Annotated in this window: 15 protein-coding genes; 8 read left to right on the top strand and 7 right to left on the bottom strand. The window is 70.0% G+C overall.

The genetic code is table 11. The features are described 5' to 3' along the window. Window positions 1–112 precede the first annotated feature (112 nt). A complete protein-coding gene (locus FHG54_RS00990; protein WP_139415493.1) occupies window positions 113–3,769 on the top strand; it encodes a proline dehydrogenase family protein in 3,657 nt (1,218 codons plus the stop codon). 175 nt (window positions 3,770–3,944) lie between these two features. On the opposite strand, the gene FHG54_RS00985 is transcribed toward FHG54_RS00990, so the two are convergent. Then, window positions 3,945–4,436: an ATP-dependent zinc protease family protein gene (locus FHG54_RS00985; RefSeq protein ID WP_139415492.1), complete on the bottom strand. Its 492-nt coding sequence runs from the start codon at window positions 4,434–4,436 to the stop codon at window positions 3,945–3,947. Between the two features lie 26 nt (window positions 4,437–4,462). Here FHG54_RS00985 and rimK point away from each other — a divergent pair, with 26 nt between their 5' ends. Continuing rightward, complete coding sequence (rimK, locus tag FHG54_RS00980) at window positions 4,463–5,653, top strand: 30S ribosomal protein S6--L-glutamate ligase (RefSeq protein WP_139415491.1); 1,191 nt, start codon at window positions 4,463–4,465, stop codon at window positions 5,651–5,653. 115 nt (window positions 5,654–5,768) lie between these two features. Here rimK and FHG54_RS00975 read toward each other — a convergent pair whose 3' ends face one another. Genes FHG54_RS00975 through FHG54_RS00965 form a run of 3 tightly spaced genes read right to left on the bottom strand, consistent with a single transcriptional unit; the run spans window position 5,769 to window position 7,578 of the window. Then, complete coding sequence (locus tag FHG54_RS00975; RefSeq protein WP_168197052.1) at window positions 5,769–6,131, bottom strand: GntR family transcriptional regulator; 363 nt, start codon at window positions 6,129–6,131, stop codon at window positions 5,769–5,771. Then, window positions 6,131–7,087: a hypothetical protein gene (locus FHG54_RS00970; protein ID WP_139415489.1), complete on the bottom strand. Its 957-nt coding sequence runs from the start codon at window positions 7,085–7,087 to the stop codon at window positions 6,131–6,133. Before FHG54_RS00970 ends, FHG54_RS00975 begins: the two co-directional genes overlap by 1 nt. Window positions 7,088–7,140: 53 nt before the next feature. Then, window positions 7,141–7,578 (bottom strand): Lrp/AsnC family transcriptional regulator, encoded by a 438-nt coding sequence (locus FHG54_RS00965; protein ID WP_139415488.1) that lies wholly within the window; start codon window positions 7,576–7,578, stop codon window positions 7,141–7,143. An 89-nt stretch (window positions 7,579–7,667) separates the two neighbouring features. On the opposite strand from FHG54_RS00965, the gene FHG54_RS00960 reads away from it, so the two are divergent. After that, complete coding sequence (locus FHG54_RS00960) at window positions 7,668–8,468, top strand: LLM class F420-dependent oxidoreductase (protein ID WP_139415487.1); 801 nt, start codon at window positions 7,668–7,670, stop codon at window positions 8,466–8,468. Between the two features lie 15 nt (window positions 8,469–8,483). On the opposite strand, the gene FHG54_RS00955 is transcribed toward FHG54_RS00960, so the two are convergent. Further along, a complete protein-coding gene (locus tag FHG54_RS00955) occupies window positions 8,484–9,296 on the bottom strand; it encodes a hypothetical protein (RefSeq protein WP_139415486.1) in 813 nt (270 codons plus the stop codon). 307 nt (window positions 9,297–9,603) lie between these two features. Between FHG54_RS00955 and ddaH the strand changes: the two genes are divergently transcribed. Both ddaH and rocD read left to right on the top strand, forming a co-directional pair. Further along, window positions 9,604–10,455 (top strand): dimethylargininase, encoded by an 852-nt coding sequence (gene ddaH / locus FHG54_RS00950; RefSeq protein ID WP_139415485.1) that lies wholly within the window; start codon window positions 9,604–9,606, stop codon window positions 10,453–10,455. Further along, window positions 10,452–11,684 (top strand): ornithine--oxo-acid transaminase, encoded by a 1,233-nt coding sequence (gene rocD, locus FHG54_RS00945; protein WP_139415484.1) that lies wholly within the window; start codon window positions 10,452–10,454, stop codon window positions 11,682–11,684. The genes ddaH and rocD overlap by 4 nt, the downstream gene beginning before the upstream one ends. Window positions 11,685–11,687: 3 nt before the next feature. Here rocD and FHG54_RS00940 read toward each other — a convergent pair whose 3' ends face one another. Beyond that, window positions 11,688–12,428, bottom strand: a complete 741-nt coding sequence (locus tag FHG54_RS00940; protein ID WP_139415483.1) for a DUF4097 family beta strand repeat-containing protein — start codon at window positions 12,426–12,428, stop codon at window positions 11,688–11,690. 100 nt (window positions 12,429–12,528) lie between these two features. Beyond that, window positions 12,529–13,362 (bottom strand): alpha/beta fold hydrolase, encoded by an 834-nt coding sequence (locus FHG54_RS00935; RefSeq protein ID WP_139415482.1) that lies wholly within the window; start codon window positions 13,360–13,362, stop codon window positions 12,529–12,531. A gap of 98 nt (window positions 13,363–13,460) precedes the next feature. Here FHG54_RS00935 and FHG54_RS00930 point away from each other — a divergent pair, with 98 nt between their 5' ends. The 3 genes from FHG54_RS00930 (at window position 13,461) to FHG54_RS00920 (ending at window position 17,300) form a co-directional block, all read left to right on the top strand. Further along, window positions 13,461–14,984: a peptide MFS transporter gene (locus tag FHG54_RS00930; protein ID WP_415858786.1), complete on the top strand. Its 1,524-nt coding sequence runs from the start codon at window positions 13,461–13,463 to the stop codon at window positions 14,982–14,984. A gap of 178 nt (window positions 14,985–15,162) precedes the next feature. Beyond that, a complete protein-coding gene (locus FHG54_RS00925) occupies window positions 15,163–15,981 on the top strand; it encodes a polyprenol monophosphomannose synthase (protein WP_233437826.1) in 819 nt (272 codons plus the stop codon). 107 nt (window positions 15,982–16,088) lie between these two features. Then, complete coding sequence (locus FHG54_RS00920) at window positions 16,089–17,300, top strand: MFS transporter (protein ID WP_168197051.1); 1,212 nt, start codon at window positions 16,089–16,091, stop codon at window positions 17,298–17,300. The last annotated feature ends 18 nt before the right edge of the window (window positions 17,301–17,318 follow it).

The following is a 17,318-nucleotide window of genomic DNA, read 5'->3' as shown; positions in this document are numbered from 1 at the left end:
CGCTGTACCGAATGGATGTCGCGGCGCATACTGAACCGACAGGCTCGCCGGCCCCGGCGCGCCCGTCCTCCGCACCCCTCTGGATCCAGCAAAGGACACTACCCTCGTGACCATGTCGAACGCCGCCACGGATGCCCGGCCGAACACCGACCACGTCGTCGCCCTCGTGCGCCGCTGGCTCGCCGAGAGCGCCGAGCACCCCGTCGATCCCGCCGCCGAGCGCCTCGCCGGCGTGCTGAAGGACCCCCGCGGGCTCGACTTCACGGTCGGCTTCGTCGACGGCGTCATGCGCCCCGAAGACCTCGGCGTCGCGGGCCGCAACCTCGAGCAGGTCGCGAAGCTCACGCCGAAGTTCCTGCCCTGGTATCTCAGGGCCGCGATCCGCGTCGGCGGCGTCGTCGCCCCCGTGCTGCCGTGGGTCGTCATCCCGATCGCGCGCCGGGTGCTGCGCGCCATGGTCGGCCACCTCGTGCTCGACGCGACGCCCGACAAGCTCGGCCCGGCCATCGCGACCCTGCGCGAGACGGGCAACGGGCTGAACCTGAACCTCCTCGGCGAGGCCGTGCTGGGCGAGGCGGAGGCCGATCGGCGCTTGCAGGGCACCTACGACTTCCTCGCGCGCGATGACGTCGACTACGTGTCGATCAAGGTCTCGAGCGTCGTCAGCCAGCTCTCGATGTGGTCGTTCGACGAGGCCGTCGCGAAGATCGTCGCGAAGCTCACGCCGCTTTACGAACTCGCGGCGCAGGCTTCGACGGGCTCGACGGGCTCGACGGGCTCGACGGGCGCGACCGGCGGCAAGTTCATCAACCTCGACATGGAGGAGTACCGCGACCTCGACCTGACGATCGCGGTCTTCACGAACCTGCTCGACCAGCCGCAGCTGCAGGGCCTCGAGGCCGGCATCGTGCTGCAGACGTACCTCCCCGACGCGCTCGGCGCGATGCAGGAACTCACGGCCTGGGCGAAGACCCGGCGCGCAGCAGGCGGCGCCCCCATCAAGGTGCGCGTCGTCAAGGGCGCGAACCTCGCGATGGAGCACGTCGACTCCGCCGTGCACGGCTGGCCGCTCGCGACCTACGACTCGAAGCAGGACTCCGACACCAACTACAAGCGCGTGCTCGACTGGTCGATGACGCCGGAGCGCGCCGACGCCGTGAAGCTCGGCATCGCCGGCCACAACCTGTTCGACGTCGCCCACGCCTGGCTCACCGCCCGCGAGCGCGGGGTCGAATCGCGCGTCGACTTCGAGATGCTGCTCGGCATGGCGACGGGGCAGGCCGAGGCCGTGCGCCGCGACGTCGGCAACCTGCTGCTCTACACGCCCGTCGTGAACCCGAGCGAGTTCGATGTCGCCATCGCGTACCTGATCCGCCGGCTCGAAGAGAACGCGAGCCACGACAACTTCATGTCTGCGGTGTTCGAGCTCGCGTCGACCGAGTCGCTCTTCCAGCGCGAAGAGGCGCGCTACCTCGCCTCGCTCGCAGCACTCGAGCCCTCGAGCGGGCCGGCGCCCACGCCGAACCGCACGCAGAACCGCCGCACCGAGTGGACCGACGAGAGCCTCGCGGCCGCGATGACGGTTCCGGATGCCCCGGCGCCCGGCGCCCAGCACGGTGACGACCGCTCGCTGACGAGTGTGGTGCTCGGCATCACCCGGGGCTCCGACGGGTCCGACGGCTCGGAGCTGACGGATGCCGCGGCATCCGCTGCCCCGGCCGGCTCCGGCGTGACTCCCGGATTCCGCAACGAGCCGGACACCGACCCCGCCCTCGCGCCGAATCGCGAGTGGGGGCGCCGGATCCTCGAGCGGGTGCCCGGCTCGACGCTCGGCATCGACACGATCGCGGCCGGCCGCATCGACGACGCGGCGACCCTCGGGCGGGTCATCCAGACCGTGGCCGCCCGCGGCCGCGCCTGGGGCGAGCTGCCCGGCGCCGAACGCGCCGCCGTGCTGCACCGCGCCGGCTACGCGCTCGCCGCGAACCGCGACCGCCTGATCGAGATCATGGCCGCAGAGACCGGCAAGACCATCGCCGAGGCCGACCCCGAGATCAGCGAGGCGATCGACTTCGCGCACTACTACGCCGAGCGCGCCCGGGAACTCGATCGCGTGCAGGGCGCCGTCTTCGTGCCGTCGCACCTGACCGTCGTCACTCCGCCGTGGAACTTCCCCGTCGCGATCCCCGCGGGCGGCGTGCTCTCCGCGCTCGCCGCGGGCTCCGGCGTCATCATCAAGCCGGCGAAGCTCGCCCAGCGCTCGGGCGCGGTCATGGTCGAGGCGCTGTGGGAGGCCGGCATCCCGCGCGAACTCCTCACCCTCGTCGACCTCGGCGAGCGTGAGCTCGGCAGGCAGCTCGTCTCGCACCCCGCGGTCGAGCGGGTCATCCTCACCGGGGCCTACGAGACGGCGCAGCTCTTCCGCTCGTTCCGCAACGATCTGCCGCTGCTCGCCGAGACGAGCGGCAAGAACGCGATCATCGTGACGCCGTCGGCCGACCTCGACCTCGCGGCATCCGATGTCGTCAAGAGCGCCTTCGGGCACGCAGGCCAGAAGTGCTCTGCTGCCTCGCTCGTGATCCTCGTCGGCTCTGCCGCGAAGTCCGAGCGCTTCCACCGCCAGCTCGTCGACGCGACCCGCTCGCTGCAGGTCGGCTGGCCCGAGCGGGCGACGAGCCAGATGGGCCCGCTCGTCGAACCCGCGAACGGCAAGCTGCTGCACGCGCTCACCCAACTCGGCATCGGCGAGGAGTGGCTCGTCGAGCCGCAGCAGCTCGACGACACCGGCCGGCTGTGGTCGCCCGGCATTCGCACGGGCGTCGCGTCGGGCTCGTACTTCCACCTTACCGAGTTCTTCGGCCCCGTGCTCGGCATCATGCACGCCCGCGACCTCGACGAGGCGATCCGCCTGCAGAACGCGGTCGACTACGGCCTGACCGCGGGCCTGCACTCGCTCGACCCCGACGAGCTCGCCACGTGGCTCGACCGCGTCGAGGCCGGCAACCTCTACGTCAACCGCGGCATCACGGGCGCGATCGTGCAGCGTCAGCCGTTCGGCGGCTGGAAGCGTTCGGCCGTGGGCGCGGGCGCCAAGGCCGGCGGCCCGAACTACCTGTTCGGGCTCGGCGAGTGGTTGCCGAAGCACGGCACCTCGTCGAGCACGCTGCACCTTCGCGGACTCGAGAAGCGCGTCACCGAACTCATCGAGGCCTCGCAGTCGGCGCTCGACTACGAGTCGTTCGACGTGCTGCGCCGCTCGGCGCTCTCCGACGAGCTCGCCTGGGCCGAGGAGTACGGCGTCGTGAAGGACGTCTCGGGCGTGGGCGCCGAGCGCAACCTGTTCCGCTACCGGCCGCTGCCGGTGACGGTGCGCATCGGCGAGCAGGCGAGCCTCGCCGAGGGGCTCCGCGTCATCGCGGCCGGCCTGCTCGCGAAGTCGGCCCTCACGGTCTCGACCGCGGTCGAGCTGCCGAAGGGTGTGCACACCCTGCTCTCGGCGCGTGACTTCCGGGTGGTGCGCGAGGGCGACGCGAGCTGGCTCGCCCGTGCCGCGAAGCAGGGCGTCTCGACGCCTCGGGTGCGGCTCGTCGGCGGCGGGGCATCCGCTCTGGCCGACGCGCTCGGCGGCACTCCGGATGTCGCGGTGTGGTCGCACCCCGTCACGCCCTCCGGCCGGGTCGAGCTGCTGCCGTTCCTGCACGAGCAGGCGATCTCGATCACGAACCACCGCTTCGGCAACCCGACGGCGATCTCCGACGACGTGATCTGACCCTCCCCCCACCACCACTTTTCTCAGGAGTTTTCAGTCGCTGGCAGCTGAAACTGGCTGAAAACTCCTGAGAAGTGGTGGTTTCGGAGGGGGTGTTCCTGAGAACGGTGGTCGCGGGGTCGCGGGTCGGGCGGGGCCGGCGGCCGGAGGTCGCGGGTTCGCACGGGTCGGGCGGTCAGGCGCGGGTTGAGTCGCGGCCGCGATTGCGGCGACGGATGCCTCGAGGCGCGCGCCCCCCGACGAAGCTGCGCGCCGAGTCGACGATGAAGCCCTGCCGAAGCGCCTCACGCCCGATGAGCATGCGGAAGCCCATCTCGTCGCGGTTGGTGAGCGTCACCTCGGCCGTCATCGTGCGACCCATCAGCACGACGTCGAGGAGCACCACGATGCGCTCCTCGGTGTGACCCGACGAGCTGCGCACCGAACGGCGGTCGTGCACGGGGAGCTCGACGATGACGGCGTCTTCATCGGAGTTCTGCCACGGGTGCACCCCGAATCGCACGAGCGATTGGTCGTCGCGTCGCGCCTCCTCGAGGTCGAACGCGTGCAGCGAGGAGGTGCGCGCACCGGTGTCGAGCTTCGCCTTGATCCACGGCACCTCGGCTCCCGGCAGGTTCACCCATTCGCGCCATCCCGCGATGGTGTTTGAATGGACGGACTCGCTCACCCGACCATCTTCGCAGGGGCAACACGATGAAACTGGCGATCCTCTCGCGCGCCCCGCAGGCGTACTCCACGCAGCGACTCCGCACGGCCGCACAGCAGCGCGGTCACGAGGTGAAGGTGCTCGACACGCTGCGCTTCGCGATCGACCTCTCGGGCCCCGAACCTGACCTGCAGTATCGCGGGCGTCGCCTCTCCGACTACGACGCGGTGCTGCCGCGCATCGGCAACTCGGTGACGTACTTCGGCACCGCCGTGGTGCGTCAGTTCGAGCAGATGGATGTCTACACGCCCAACACCGCGAACGGCATCACGAACTCGCGCGACAAGCTGCGGGCCAACCAGATCCTCTCTCGGCACAACATCGGCATGCCCGCGACGGCGTTCGTGCGCAACCGCGCCGACGTGCGGCCCGCGATCGAACGGGTCGGCGGAGCGCCGGTCGTGATCAAGCTGCTCGAGGGCACGCAGGGGATCGGCGTCATCCTCGCGCCCGAGGTCAAGGTCGCCGAGGCGATCATCGAGACGCTGCACTCGACGAAGCAGAACGTGCTGATCCAGCGCTTCATCAAGGAGAGCAGGGGCCGCGACATCCGCGCCCTCGTCGTCGGCGACCGTGTGGTCGCGGCCATGCGGCGCAGCGCGAGCGGCGATGAGTTCCGCTCGAACGTGCACCGCGGCGGCACCGTCGAGGCCGTCGACCTGGCACCCGAGTACGAGCAGGCCGCCGTGCGCTCGGCGCAGATCATGGGGCTGCGCGTCGCGGGCGTCGACATGCTCGAGGGCGACGACGGTCCACTCGTGATGGAGGTCAATTCGTCGCCCGGCCTCGAGGGCATCGAGACGGCGACGAAGCTCGATGTCGCCGGCGCGGTCATCGACTACATCGCGAACCAGGTCGCGTTCCCAGAGATCGACGTGCGCCAGCGCCTCACCGTCTCGACCGGCTACGGCGTGGCCGAACTCCTGGTGCACGGCGGGGCCGACCTCGTGGGCACGACGCTCGGCGAGTCGGGCCTCTGGGAGCGCGACATCACGGTGCTCACGCTGCACCGAGGCACGACCGTCATCCCGAATCCGCGCAAGGGCGTGGTGCTCGAGGGCGAAGACCGCCTGCTCTGCTTCGGCAAGCTCGAGGAGATGCGCTCGATGATTCCCGAGCGTCGCCGCCGCCGGTCGAAGGTGCGCAAGCTCCCGAAGCGGCCGATCCCCGAGGAGTGAGGCAGGCGGGCGGCGGCGCTGGCGGCATCCGCTGCAGATTGCAGGTGATTCCGGGTCGTGCGTGCCGTGCGGAGCCTCTGCGGCGGAATCGCCTGCAGTCTGCGAGTGCGCGCCTTCAGTCGCCGCTGCGGAGCGCCGCGCGGACGATCTCGAGCGCCCGGTCGGTGTCGAGACCGAGCTGGGTGATGCGATCGGCATAGACGGATGCCGCGAGCTGCGCCTGTTGCTCGGTCGGGTCGCCGGTCGCCGAGATGAAGGAACCGTTGCGTCCGCGCGTCTCGATGACGCGGTCGCGCTCGAGCTCGCGATAGGCGCGGGCCACCGTGTTGGCGGCGAGGCCGAGTTCCGCGGCGAGGGTGCGCACCGGCGGAAGCCGCGTTCCCGGCACGAGCCTGCCGTCGCGTACGCCGTCGATGACCGCGCGGCGCAACTGTTCGAACGGCGGAACGGAGGACTCGGCGTCGATCTCGAGCAGCATCACGTGCCTTCGGGTGCGGCCGCCGGCACCGATCCGTAGGCGGGCTGTCGCGTCTCGGCGTACTGCGCCGGCCAGAGCCGCTTGAGGTAGTAGCGGGCCGGCTTCACTGCGAGCGAGATCGCGAGCACGACGAGCATCGCGAAGAACATGGCATTCGCGGCCACGTTCGCGAGGATCATGCCGGTGTCGCCCAGCGATGCCGCCGAGCCGAGGCCGGCCATGAGCGAGGCGAACAACGCGAGTGCACCGAACATGAGTGGTATCGACACGAGATCGCGGAAGGTCTGAGCACGGAGTGCATCGTCCCACCGGAGGAGCTGCTCGCTGACCGCGGGTTGCGGCCGGGCCACTAGTGCGGCCGAGACCAGTTCGACGATGACAAGCGCCGCGAGCGCGGCGAGCGCCGCTGCGCCAACGAGGACGCGCGGCCCGACAGCGACCGGCATCAGGCCGACGGCGGCGGCGAACACGACGCCAATGGCGATCAGGATCCTGGCGCCGATCCGTTCGATCGGCGCAACGTAGTCGGCGACGGCCGGGCGCGGAACTCGCGCAATGCGCGGGCCGATGTGCCGCACCTCGGGTGGCGCAGGGAGGATCGAGATCGCCACTCCGATGCCGCGACCGATGACGAGTGGGCCGAGCAGCACGATCGACGCGAAGGGTGCGATGTTCGTACCCCACTCGTTGGATGTCGTCAGCGCGCCGCTCAGCACGATCGGCACGCCGGCGGCGGCACCGACGAGAGAGCCGAGCGAACCCCATCTCACCCGCAGCCGGAGCCGATCGCCGATCGCCCGTTCGAGTTCCAGGTCACCGTCGAGCGGGAGGCCGACCGTTCGGGCGAACCTGCCGATCGAGCGTGGTCGTGGCATCCAGGACGGCGCAAGTGTCGCGATGACCCCGACCAGGGCCAGCCAGCCGAGCATGAACCATTCGGGCCAGTCGAGGGACATGCTCCGAATGTATTACTACAAACAGAAATCGTCAAGCGGCCGAGGGCGCGGCGTCAGTCCCGGCTGCGGTTGACCAGTCGCGACAGCACGATCGCACTGCGGGTGTGGTCGACGTTCGGAGCGATGCGCACGCGTTCGAGCGCGTCTTCGAGCGACGCGATGTCACGGGCGCGCATCTGCACGATCGCGTCGGCGCTGCCGGTCACGGTGCCGGCGTAGACGATCTCGGGCACCCCCTGCAGGATGCGCTGCAACTCGTCGGGCGCGACCGTGCCGCGGCAGAACAGTTCGACGTAGGCCTCGGTCGACATGCCGTCGACGGTCGGGTCGACCTGGATGGTGAACGAGCGGATGACACCGTCGGCGACGAGGCGGTCGACACGCCGCTTGACGGCCGATGCCGAGAGACCGACCGACGATCCGATGTCGCCGTACCCCGCCCGGGAGTTCTGCCGGAGCAGGTCGAGGATGGCGCGATCCAGGTTGTCCATGCTCGGATTGTATGTCGATCCGTTGCGTTCGCACAGGGCTCGGCGCACATTTCATGCGCCTCACGGGGGATCCCGCCTAGGCTTGCAGGATGTCCCTCGATTCCCCGGCTCGTCTGGCCGTTCAGGTGCAGCCGCAGCATGCCGAGTATCAGGCCATCCGCGACACGGTCATGCGCCTCGAGGAACTCGGCGTCGACGCCGTCTTCAACTGGGATCACTTCTTTCCGCTCACCGGAGATCCCGAGGGCCTGCACTTCGAGGCATGGTCGATGCTCGGCGCCTGGGCCGAGCAGACCGAGCGCATCGAGTTCGGCACGCTCGTCAACTGCAACTCGTACCGCGGCGCCGACCTGCAGGCCGACATGGCACGCACCCTCGACCACATCAGCGCGAAGGGCGGCACCGGCCGGTTCATCTTCGGCACCGGCGCCGGGTGGTTCGAGCGCGACTACGACGAGTACGGCTACGAGTTCGGCACGCGTGGCTCGCGCCTGAACGCGCTCGCCGACGCCCTGCCGCGCATCGAAGCCCGGTGGGCGAAGCTGAACCCGGGCCCGACGCGCCGGATCCCGGTCATGATCGGCGGCAAGGGCGAGCAGAAGACGCTGCGCATCGTCGCCCGGCACGCTGACATCTGGCATTCATTCGTTGCGCCCGACGAACTGCCGCACAAGCTCGACGTGCTCGCCCGCTGGGGCGAGAAGGTGGGGCGGGATGTCTCGGAGATCACCGTCTCGAACGAGCTCGTGCGCCACCACGCAGACCTCGACGACGCCGACGCGCTGTACGACGCTGGCGTGCGGCTGTTCACGTTGGGGGTCAGCGGGCCCGAGTACGACCTCTCGGTCGCCCGGCAGTACCGGGCATGGCGAGACCGGAAGAACGGTTGAGCGGCGGCCGAACATTCAGTTCGAACCGTCGCGCAGTTCAAGCGTGCCGTCGGGGAGCCAGGTCGCATCGACGCGGTCGCGGATGTCGGGCGCGCCGATCTTCAGGGTGATTCCCTCGGTGGGGAACCGCCCCTCCGCCGTGCACGCCGACGCCATGGCACCGGTGGCGAACGCGGCGAAGAGGCACACATCGATGTTGTCGCGCACCGCGTAGAGGCGCAGGCCCTCGTCGTGCGCCTCGAGCAGCCGGAAGTCGAGCTCCCCGACGCCCAGTTGTGCGGCCGCCCCCGCGGGAGGCGCATCGGCGGCGGTCACCGGGCGGCTGAAGACGCCGGCCGCGGGAGTCTCGCTGGCGAACGGACGGGAGGCGACGTACTCGTACAACGTCTGCGCATCGGCGACCTCGGCCTCGAATGGCGCGCCCGCCGTCGGCGCCGCGTTCTCGGCGGGCGGATGCGCGGTGCGAGCACCGAACTGCCAGCCGACCGTCACGCCGACGAGCAGCGTGACGGTGACCGCTCCGATCGCCAACCGGAACCTGCGGGCCGATGCTGCGTCGAGTCCGCGGACGCGCGATTCACCCCGCGCAGCGACGTGGCCGGGCGCGCTCGGCGGCGGCACCGGCATCAGGTGTGCGCGGTCGGCTGGCGCTCGGGACGAGGCATCCGCCGGGTCGGCGGATGACCCGCCGTCGCGCTCGCCGTCGCCCACGCGTCGCAAGGCTTCGAGCTCGGCCACGGCGGCGGCGCGCTCGTCATCGCCCGCCCCGGCGCCGAAGGCCGTTCGCTGTAGACGTCGCACGCGCTCGTCGTCGGTGGGTTCGGGCATTCGGTCTCCCATTGGCCCGTCGGATGGGGCATCCGGCTTCTTCAAGGATGCAACACACGGAGTACGACGGCAATGGCCGGTCGAGACGCGCGTGTCGCGGCATCCGACCGTGTTTCCACGCAGCGATTCGCCGCAACCGCATCGAACGGGCAGCGAAATTGCGCGTCACGCCCGGAATGTTCGGCGCCGATCGGGCCACACTGGGAGTGGCGTCTCGACGGCGGCGCAACCTGGAGGTCATCGCCGAGGCTCGTTGTGAGCGACCCGGTCCGCCATCCGCCGCTTTCGAGGAGATGAGATGTCGAGCATGATCCGAACCGACGAGCAGCCCGCCACGCGGCCCGAGCGTCGCCCCACCGGCCGCAGTGTGCTGATGTGCCGACCCGAGTACTTCACGGTCGTGTACCGCATCAATCCGTGGATGAATCCGGCCCAGCCGACCGACACCGGTCGCGCCCTCGCGCAGTGGCAGGTGCTCTACGACACCTATGTCGGCCTCGGCTACGACGTGCAGCTCATCGAGCCGATCGCCGGCCTGCCCGACATGGTCTACGCGGCGAACGGCGGCTTCGTGATCGACGGCATCGCCTACGGCGCGCGATTCACCCACCCCGAGCGTCAAGCCGAGGGCCCGGCCTACATGCGGTGGTTCCGCGAGGCGGGTCTCGACGTGCGAGTGCCGGCGGAGATCAACGAGGGCGAGGGCGACTTCCTGCTCGTCGGCGATGCGATCCTCGCCGGCACCGGGTTTCGCAGCGACTCTCGCTCGCATGAAGAACTCGCCGCGATCTTCGGCCGCGAGGTCGTGACCCTGCGGCTCGTGAACCCGAGCTTCTACCACCTCGACACGGCGGTCGCGGTGCTCGACGACACACCCGGTCGTGAGCACATCGCCTACCTGCCGAGTGCGTTCGACGAGGCATCCGTCGCCGTCTTGCAGGCCCGCTTTCCCGACGCCGTCATCGTGAACGAGGCGGATGCCGCGGTGCTCGGCCTCAACTCGTTCAGCGACGGGTACAACGTCGTGATCGCGTCGCGCGCGAGGGACTTCGAACGACAACTGCTCGACCACGGCTACCACCCGATCGGCGTCGACCTCTCCGAGCTGCTGCTCGGCGGCGGCGGCGTCAAGTGCGCCACCCTGGAGCTGCGACGATGACCGCGATGACCGACCGCACCGCCGAGGCGATCGCGCTCGAAGAAGAGCACGCCGCGCACAACTACCACCCGCTGCCCGTCGTCGTCGCCTCGGGCGAGGGCGCCTGGGTGACGGATGTCGAGGGGCGTCGCTACCTCGACTGTCTCGCCGCGTACTCGGCCGTGAACTTCGGGCACGGCAACCCGCGGCTCGTCGCGGCGGCGCGCGAACAGCTCGATCGCATCACGCTCACGAGCCGCGCGTTCCACCACGACCGGCTCGGCCTCTTCGTCACCGAACTCGCCGCGCTCTGCGGCACAGACATGGTGCTGGCCATGAACACGGGCGCCGAGGCCGTCGAGTCGGCCATCAAGGTGGCACGCGCCTGGGGCTACCGGGTGAAGGGCGTGGCGCCGGATGCCGCGAACATCGTCGTGATGGCCGGCAACTTCCACGGACGCACGACGACCATCATCTCGTTCAGCGACGACCCCGATGCGCGCGTCGACTTCGGGCCCTACACGCCGGGCTTCCGCACGGTGCCCTACGGCGACGCCGGCGCGGTCGCCGCAGCGATCGACGAGAACACGGTCGCGGTGCTCGTCGAACCGATCCAGGGGGAGGCCGGCGTCGTCCTGCCGCCGGCCGAGTTCCTGCCTGCGCTCCGCGCGCTCTGCACCGAGCGCCGGGTGCTGCTCATCGCCGACGAGATCCAGTCGGGGCTCGGCCGGGTGGGCGCGACATTCGCGTGCGACCTCGTCGACGTCGTGCCCGACCTGTACCTGCTCGGCAAGGCCCTCGGCGGCGGCATCGTGCCGGTCTCGGCGGTCGTCGGCGACCGGGAGGTGCTCGGGGTGCTGCGCCCTGGCGAGCACGGGTCGACCTTCGGGGGCAATCCGCTCGCGGCATCCGTCGGTCTCGAGGTCGTGCGCATGCTCGCGACCGGTGAGCCGCAGGAACGGGCGCGTGCCCTCGGCGCGCACCTGCACGAGCGGTTGCGCGCACTCGTCGGGCACGGCGTCGTTGCGGTGCGAGGCGCAGGCCTCTGGGCCGGCATCGACATCGACCCTGCGCTCGCGACCGGCCGCGAGGCGTGCGAGGCGCTCATGCGCCGCGGCGTGCTCGCGAAAGACACGCACGGCTCGACGATCCGCCTGGCGCCGCCGATCGTCGTCGAGCAGGCGGATCTCGACTGGGCCGTCGATCAGCTCACGGCGGTGCTCGACGAGTTCGCCGTCAGCGGCCGGTGACCATCAGCGGCCGGTGACCGTGATCGAGCCGTTCGAGGTCGCGAGGTCGAGCGTGAACTCGCCGTCGGAGTCCTCGTCGATGCCGATGTCGACCGAGCCGTTGGAGGTATCGGTCGTGACGCGGTAGCCGGCGCCCTCGGTCGGCACCACGAGGTCGATCGCGCCGTTCGACGATCGGGCCTCGACATCCTGCGCCGCCGAGAGCCGCAGGTCGATGCCGCCGTTCGACGTGGTCGCGAGCACGCCGGTGCCGGCGAGGCCCCGCCCCTCGATGCGACCGTTGCTCGTCTCGGCCTCGACCGCGCCGGCGACATCGTCGAGTTCGATCTTGCCGTTGGTCGTCTCGACGTCGACCTCGTTGACCCCTTCGAGCTCGATCGAGCCGTTCGAGGTCTCGCCGCGCACGTCGGCGCCGGCCGGAAGTGAGATCGAGTAGTCGACCGTGCAGTGCCGGCCGCACCCGCTGAGCACGAGCACGTCGCCGTCGACCTCGAACGTCGTTCCGACTTCGCGGTCGCCGCGGTACGAGACGGTGCGCGAGACCTCGACCCCTGTGGCGGCGGCGTCACCGCGCACGGTCACGCTGCCCGCGGGCTGGTCGATCTCGATCGTCTGCACCAGCTCGTCGAGGGTCGTCTCGTCGCTGAACCGTTCGGGTGGCGTGAACATGCCGCATCCGCTCAGCAGGAATGCCGCCGCCGCGATGACGGCACCGATCGCGATCGTGCGTGACGTGCGGGTCATGATTCCTCCCTCTGGCGGATTTCCCCCGCCGCCTGCGACGCTACCGAGATCTGCGACGCCCGCGCACGGGGGCATGCCCCCGAGTTCGCGGCATGCCCCCCTACGCCGAGAGGAACGTGAGGAGCGCCTCGTTGACCTCGGTGCCGTGCGTCCAGAGCAGGCCGTGCGGGGCCCCCTCGATCTCGATGTAGTCGGCGGCGGACAGCCGCTTCGTGAACTCGCGCGCGGTCGCGTCGATCGGCAGGATGCGGTCGGCGGTGCCGTGCAGGATCAGTGCTGGCACGTCGATCTGCTCGATGTCGCCCCGGAAGTCGGTCAGCCACGACTGCACGACCGCCGAGGAGGCGAACCAGGATGCGCCCGCCGCGACGTTCCAGCTGGCGCGCACCGCGGCCTCGCCGATTCGCGTTCCGAGGTTCTCGTCGAGGTTGTAGAAGTTCTGGAAGAAGTCGTCGAACCAGGCGTAGCGGTCGGCCGTCGCGGCCTGTTCGATGTCGTCGAACACCTCGCGCGGCACTCCGGCCGGGTTGTCGTCGGTCTGCAGCAGGAACGGCTCGAGCGAGGCGAGGAACGCCGCTTTCGCCACCCGCCCGCTGCCGTAGGTGCTGAGGTAACGGGCGACCTCGCCGGTGCCCATCGAGAAGCCGACGAGCACGGCGTCGTGCACGTCGAGCGACTCGAGGATCGTGTGCAGGTCGGCGGCGAAGGTGTCGTAGTCGTACCCGACGGTCGGCTGGCTCGAGAGGCCGAAGCCGCGTCGGTCGTAGGTGATGACGCGATAGCCGGCGTCGAGGAGTGCGGCCGACTGCTTCTCCCACGAGCGGCCGTTGAGCGGGTAGCCGTGGATCAGCACGACGGGCCGGCCGCTGCCGTGGTCTTCGACGTGCAGTTCGATCGGGGTGCTGTTCTCGGTTCCGACGGTGATGGTCGCCATGCTGGCCCTCCGGTTCGGCTGACGGATGTCGCGGTGCGCGCGCCTCTTCAGTCCATCATCGTGTTCGGGGGCCCGCAAGCGGGAGTATGGTTGCCGTCATGGGCAGTGTCACCGAACCTGCTCCGGGGGAGTACGGGCCGCCCGAGCCGAGGGGAACCGGCGAAGGCGACTCGTCGCGCGATACCCGGGGCGACCACGGCTTCTTCGGGCAGCCGCGGTCGCTGGCGAACGTCTTCGGCGTCGAGATGTGGGAGCGGTTCAGCTTCTACGGCATGCAGGGCATCCTCCTCATCTACCTGTACTACTCGGTGGCCGAGGGCGGACTCGGCATGGAGGAGACTGCCGCGGCCGGCATCGTCGGCGCCTATGGCGGCGCGGTCTACCTCTCCACGATCCTCGGCGCATGGATCGCCGACCGCCTGCTCGGCAGCGAGCGGGTGCTCTTCTACAGCGCCATCGTGATCATGGCCGGGCACATCGCCCTGGCGCTCCTGCCGGGATTCTTCGGTGTCGGCGTCGGCCTGATCCTCGTGGCGCTCGGCTCGGGCGGGCTGAAGGCCAACGCCACGAGCGTGGTCGGCACGCTCTACTCCGAACACGATCCTCGCCGCGACGCCGGGTTCTCGATCTTCTACCTCGGCATCAACCTCGGCGCCTTCTTCGGGCCGATTCTGACGGGGTTGCTCGCGTCGACGCTCGGGTTCCACTGGGGCTTCGGGCTCGCGGCCGTCGGCATGGCGATCGGGCTCATCCAGTACTCGTTCGGGCGCAAGCGCCTCCCGCCGGAGGCATCCGTCGTGCCGAACCCGCTGCCCCGCGACCGCATCGGCCTCGTCATCGGGTGCGCCGCGGCATCCGTCGTGGTCATCGTCGTGCTCGTGCTCACGGGCCTCGTGAACGCGACGAACCTCGTCACCTGGGTGGTCGGCGCGGTGATCGTGGCCGCTGTCGGGTACTTCGTGGTCATTCTCACGAGTTCGCGCATCACCTCGATCGAGCGCAGCCGCGTGTTCGGGTTCATTCCGCTCTTCATCGCGAGCGTCGCGTTCTGGTCGCTCTACCAGCAGCAGTTCACGGTGCTCACGATCTACTCCGACAAGCAGCTCAACCGCGACCTGTTCGGTTGGGAGATGCCGGTCTCGTGGGTGCAGTCGATCAACCCGATCTTCATCATCATCCTGTCGGGTGTCTTCGCGGCGATCTGGACGAAGCTCGGCGACCGGCAGCCGTCGACGCCGATCAAGTTCGCGCTCGGCACCGCGATCATGGGCGTCGCCTTCCTGTTGTTCATCCCGTTCGCCGGCGGCGCGGCGAATTCGACGCCGCTGCTGGCGATCATCGGCATCCTCTTCGTGTTCACCGTCGCCGAACTGCTGCTGTCGCCGGTCGGCCTCTCGGTCACGACCAAGCTCGCACCGAAGGTGTTCCACACGCAGATGGTGGCGCTGTTCTTCCTGTCGGTCTCGCTCGGCACGGCGATCTCGGGCCAGCTCGCCACGTTCTACTCCTCCGACACCGAGGTCGTCTACTTCGGCGTGCTCGGGGCCATCGCGATCGTGCTCGGCATCGCACTCGCGGTCGGCAGCCGCGGTGTGCTGAAGCTCATGTCTGGCGTGCGCTGACCGCCTCCTCCGCCCCTTCTCCTACCCGCAGCCACTCTCTTCACACCCGAAGTCGCTCTTTTCAGGAACCACACTCCGAAATCAACCTCTTCTCAGGAGAAATCCCCCCTCCGAGGCATCCGAGCCCCAAAATCTCCTGAGAACGGTGATGGGGGAGGGGGCGACTAGATTCGGAGGGGTGACCCGAGCCCTGGTGGTGATTCCCACCTACAACGAGCGTGAGAACATCGCGATGATCGTCGAACGCGTGCGCGTAGCCGTGCCAGAGGCCTCCGTGCTGATCGTCGACGACTCCTCGCCCGACGGCACGGGCCGCATCGCCGACGAGTTGGCGGCGACGGATGCCTCGGTGCAGGTGCTGCATCGCACCGAGAAGAACGGTCTCGGGGCGGCGTACCTCGATGCGTTCGGGTGGGCGCTCGCCGAGGGCTTCGACCCGATCGTGCAGATGGACGCCGACGGCTCGCACCTGCCCGAGCAGCTGCCGACCCTGCTCGACGCCCTCGGGGCGCCGGGGGCTCTCGGCGTCGATGCGCCGGAGACAGCCCGTGCCACCCCGCTGGTCGACCTCGTCATCGGCTCCCGCTGGATCGACGGCGGCTCGATCGAGAACTGGCCGCGCCACCGTCAATGGCTCTCCCGCGGCGGCAGCGCCTACGCGCGTTGGGTGCTCCGTCTGCCGACCCGGGATGTCACGGCGGGCTACCGGGCGTTCCGCGCCGACGCGCTGCGCCGCATCCGGCTCGACGATGTGCACACCCGCGGCTACGGATTCCAGGTCGACATGCTGTGGCACGCGCGCGAGGCAGGTCTCGTCGTCGTGGAGGTGCCGGTGACTTTCGTCGAGCGGGTCAAGGGGCGCTCGAAGATGAGTCCCGCGATCGTGATCGAGGCGATGTTGCGGGTCACCGGATGGGGCATCCGGAGCCGGTTCCGGCGGCACCCCGCGCCGCAGCCCGCCCGCGGCGGGTCGACCGCACGGCGTTCTCGCGCCTGACGGGCGCGCCGGTCGTATTCCGGAGCAACGGTCGGGTCGAGGCGACGATCGGTCGGGTGCGCTGCGCCGCGCCGCGGGAGGCTGGTGGTCGACCTCGAAGGAGTGCCATGCCCACGAACACACTGACGACGCCGTCGCAGTCACCGGATGCCGCGACTGAACCGGCGACGCAGGTCGGTCGACCGGCCGCGTGGCTCGCGGTCGTCTCGCTCGGCCTCGGGATCTTCACTCTCGTCGCGAGCGAGTTCCTGCCGGCGAGCCTGCTCTCGCCGATCGCGGCCGGACTCGGAATCACCGAGGGCGCGGCCGGCCAGCTCGTGACCGCGACGAGCGTCATCGGCATCATCGGCGGACCGCTCGTCGTCTCGGCGCTGCCCCGGGTGGATCGCCGGTGGGTCATGGCGGGCCTGACGATACTCGCCATCGTCTCGAACGTGCTCGTCGCGATCTCGCCGGCGTTCGGCCTCATGCTCGCGTCGCGCCTGCTCCTCGGAATCGCACTCTCGGGGTTCTGGGCGATGTCGCTGGCCGTCACGGCGCAGCTCGTGCCGGCCGACCGTCTCGGCCGCGCGATGACCGTCGTGAACATGGGCGTCTCGCTCGCGACGATCGCCGCGGTGCCGGCCGGCGCGTATTTCGGTGAGCTGTTCGGGTGGCGGGCCGTGTTCTTCGGCGCGGCTGCGGCCGGTGTGCTGACACTCGTCGCGCAACTCGCAACGCTGCCGTCGATCCCTCCGAGCGGAGCCCCCGGCTTCCGCACGCTGGTGCAGACCGCGCGCTCGCCGATCGTCGCCATCGGCATCCTCGCGATCGTCCTGATCGCCGGTGGCCACTTCATGGGGTTCACCTACCTGCGGCCGGTATTCGAGACGATCGACGGACTCACCCCCGCACTCCTCGCCATGCTCCTCATGGCCTACGGCATCGCGAGCTTCGTCGGCAACCTCGTCGCGGGTCTGCTCGCCGACCGGCGGCTGCCCGTGCTGGTGATCGCCGCGCCGGTCGCGATCGGCGCGGGAACGGTGCTGCTCGCACTCGCCGGCTCGAACCTCGCGCTCACCTTCGTGACGGTGTTCGTCTGGGGCGCCGGCTTCGGTGCGGTGCCCACCATGGTGCAGACCTGGAGCGCACGCGTCGCGTCTGACCGGCTCGAAAGCGTCGGCGGCCTCGTGGTCGCCGCGTTCCAGATCTCGATCACGATCGGCGCCGCAGTCGGCGGGCTCCTCGTCGACTCGGTCGGCGTGCAGACGGCTCTCATCGCCGGCGGCATCGCGGCGGTGCTCGGCGCCGGCGTGCTCACCTCTGCACGGAGACGGTAGCGGGTGGGGCGGCCGAGC

The organism is Agromyces laixinhei (genome assembly GCF_006337065.1).
GTDB classification, from domain to species: domain Bacteria; phylum Actinomycetota; class Actinomycetes; order Actinomycetales; family Microbacteriaceae; genus Agromyces; species Agromyces laixinhei.
This window is presented reverse-complemented; position numbering and strand designations above follow the sequence as displayed.